Source organism: Microbacterium sp. P2_F9, from assembly GCF_056403635.1.
In genome coordinates, this window is record NZ_JBFUFC010000308.1 from 1 (window position 1) to 2948 (window position 2948).

The 2948-nt window shown below is 67.6% G+C and carries 5 protein-coding genes; 4 read left to right on the forward strand and 1 reads right to left on the reverse strand.

From position 1 onward, the window contains the following. Together AC1DVT_RS19220 and AC1DVT_RS19225 are read left to right on the forward strand one after the other, a co-directional pair. A partial coding sequence (locus AC1DVT_RS19220) for a sensor histidine kinase (protein ID WP_477390887.1) occupies window positions 1-773 on the forward strand: 773 nt, incomplete at its 5' end. Continuing rightward, the gene (locus AC1DVT_RS19225) at window positions 770-1453 is read left to right on the forward strand and encodes a response regulator (RefSeq protein ID WP_457099286.1); all 684 of its coding nucleotides are present in this window, start codon (window positions 770-772) and stop codon (window positions 1451-1453) included. The genes AC1DVT_RS19220 and AC1DVT_RS19225, both read left to right, overlap by 4 nt. A gap of 11 nt (window positions 1454-1464) precedes the next feature. Here the strand turns inward: AC1DVT_RS19225 and AC1DVT_RS19230 are convergent, their stop codons facing one another. Continuing rightward, the gene (locus tag AC1DVT_RS19230; RefSeq protein WP_477390889.1) at window positions 1465-1962 is read right to left on the reverse strand and encodes a DNA modification methylase; all 498 of its coding nucleotides are present in this window, start codon (window positions 1960-1962) and stop codon (window positions 1465-1467) included. 115 nt (window positions 1963-2077) lie between these two features. Between AC1DVT_RS19230 and AC1DVT_RS19235 the strand changes: the two genes are divergently transcribed. Then, window positions 2078-2560, forward strand: a complete 483-nt coding sequence (locus AC1DVT_RS19235; protein ID WP_457099288.1) for a CarD family transcriptional regulator — start codon at window positions 2078-2080, stop codon at window positions 2558-2560. Between the two features lie 35 nt (window positions 2561-2595). Next, a partial coding sequence (locus tag AC1DVT_RS19240) for an IspD/TarI family cytidylyltransferase (RefSeq protein ID WP_477390891.1) occupies window positions 2596-2948 on the forward strand: 353 nt, incomplete at its 3' end.

Here is a 2948-nt window from a genome sequence, read left to right on the forward strand (position 1 = left end):
CCAGTCACGAACTGAAGACGCCGGTCGGCGCCGTGAGCCTCCTCGCCGAGGCGATCGAGTCCGCTGCCGACGACCCTGACCAGGTGCGCGCGTTCGCCACCAGGCTGCAGGCCGAAGCCGCCCGACTGGCGCAGCTGACCTCCCGCATCATGAACCTCTCGCGCCTGCAGGCGGCCGACGAGTTCACCGACGAGCGCGAGGTCTCCATCGACGAGGTGATCGCCTCCGCCATCGAGGCGCACGCGATCCAGGCATCGGCGACCGGTGTCAAGATCTCGCGCGGGGGGGAGCGGGGGCTCTATGTCCGCGGCGACGCCCAGGTGCTGAGCGAGGCCGTCGGCAACCTCATCGCGAATGCCGTCGCATATTCCCCGACCAGCTCGTCTGTGGGCGTCGGTGTGAAGTCCGTCGACGCCGTCGTCGAGATCGCCGTCACCGACCAGGGCATCGGCATCCCCGAGGGCGAGCAGGAGCGCGTGTTCGAGCGCTTCTACCGCGCCGATCAGGCCCGCTCGCGGCGCACCGGCGGCACCGGCCTGGGTCTTTCCATCGTCAAGCACGCCGTGCAGCGTCACGGTGGCGAGGTGAAGCTCTGGTCGCGACCCGGTCGTGGCTCGACCTTCACCATCCGGTTGCCTCTCGTCGACGGGCCGGCCGACGTCCCGTCGCCGGGGAAGCGTAAGAAAGGTCGCATGAAGTCATCGATCCGCAAGTCCTCGCAGCAGGACGCGGCACTCCCGAAGCCCATCCCCTCGAACGGAGATCCCGCATGACGCGCGTCCTGATCGTGGAGGACGAGCCCGATCTCGCCGATCCGCTCGCCTACCTGCTGCGCCGGGAGGCGTACGAAGTCGAGATCGCCGAAGACGGTCCGTCCGCGCTCACCCTGTTCCGCGAGCACGGTGCTGACATCGTGCTGCTGGACCTGATGCTGCCGGGGATGTCGGGCACCGAAGTGTGCCGCCAGATCCGGGCCTCATCGGGGGTGCCGATCATCATGCTCACCGCCAAGGACTCCGAGGTGGACATCGTGGTGGGCCTCGAGCTCGGCGCCGACGACTACGTCACGAAGCCGTATTCGGCGCGTGAGCTGCTGGCACGCATGCGCGCCGTGCTGCGTCGGCTGGCGGCGATCGACGCCGACCTCGATGACCGGGTGCTCTCCGGCGGGCGGGTGACCCTCGACATCGACCGCCACACGGTGTCTGTCGCGGGGTCCGAGATCGCCATGCCACTCAAGGAATTCGAGCTGCTCGAGGTGCTCATGCGCAACGCCGGACGCGTCCTCACCCGCGGACAGCTCATCGACCGGGTATGGGGGACCGACTACTTCGGCGACACCAAGACCCTCGACGTGCACATCAAGCGCATCCGGTCTCGCATCGAGGAGCGTCCGGCGGATCCGTCGATGCTCGTCACGGTACGTGGGCTGGGCTACCGCTTCGAGGCGTGACCGCGCACTGCTCAGGGAGCGAGCGACGACAGGTAGTCGAGCGTCCCGTCGAGCACGGGGACATCGACCAGGACTCCGGCATCCTCGGCCGACTGGAAGTAGACCGGCACCATGGCGCCGGGCTTGACCCCGAGGCCCTCGATCAACAGCGGGTCCTCATCGACACCCAGGCTGACGGTCGTCTCGGCGGGCACGCGGATCGACTCGTCGATCTTGGCGGAACCCTCGCCGATCTCGAGGTGGAGCGTCGCGGTCTTGTCGGTGCTGTTGATGAGCACGGCGACGAAGTTCGCGTCTTCGCCGTTCTCGTCGGCGACGAACAGCGCGTTTCGCACCAGGATCGGTCCCGAGTCCGGCACGGAGACGCCGTCCGACGGGGAGTAGGGGATCTTGGTCGCCATCGTCGTATTCATGTTGCAGCCGGTCGTACCGAGAACGACGGCGGCGCCAACGATGAGCGACGCGATGAGGCGCGATTTCACGGATCCTCCAGAGACGAGAGCGGGCATCCTCTGCATTCTATGGCCAGGGCGGCGCGGATGCGGGCGCACCCGACGGGTGGGCGGCGAACCTTAGCGTATGTCCCCTGTGGTATTCTGTAGGTTGCCGAAAGGACATAACTCGATGCTTTTTGAGGTTGGCGAGACGGTCGTTTACCCCCATCACGGGGCCGCGACCATCATCGAGGTCAAGGACCGCATCATTCGCGGCGAGACCAAGAAGTACCTGAAGCTCAACGTCACCCAGGGAGACCTCATCATTGAGGTCCCTGCGGAGAATGTCGACCTCGTCGGCGTGCGCGACGTCATCGGCAAAGAGGGACTCGATCGGGTGTTCGAGGTGCTGCGTGCGCCGTTCACCGAGGAGCCGACCAACTGGTCCCGTCGCTACAAGGCGAACCTCGAGAAGCTCGCCTCCGGCGATGTCATCAAGGTGAGCGAGGTCGTTCGCGACCTGTGGCGTCGCGATCAGGACCGCGGCCTCTCGGCCGGCGAGAAGCGCATGCTCGCGAAGGCACGTCAGATTCTGATCTCCGAGCTCGCGCTCGCAGAGAAGACCGACGAAGAGCAGGCCGGCTTGGTCCTCGACGAGGTCCTGGCGTCCTGACGCACCCCGCTCCTCGACCCCGGTAGCGTGGGGGCGTGCCCTTCGACGCCGCTCACGAACCGACGCCCGTCCCTCGCATCGCCGTCATCGTCGTTGCCGCCGGGTCGGGTACCCGCCTCGAGGCGGGGAGCCCGAAGGCGTTCGTCGGCATAGACGAGCACAGCATCCTCCGGCACGCCCTGACGCGGGTCTTCGCTGGTCCGTCGGCGCAAGTCGTGATCGTCGCGCCGCGCGGGCGCGAAGGCGACGCGCTGACCGACGCGCTCGAGGCGGCCGGTGACCGTCGCGACCTCGTCTCGGTCGTCACCGGCGGAGCGACTCGGCAGGAGTCGGTCGCGCGCGGGCTCGCCGGGCTGTGGGGCGATGTCGAGATCGTGCTCGTCCACGA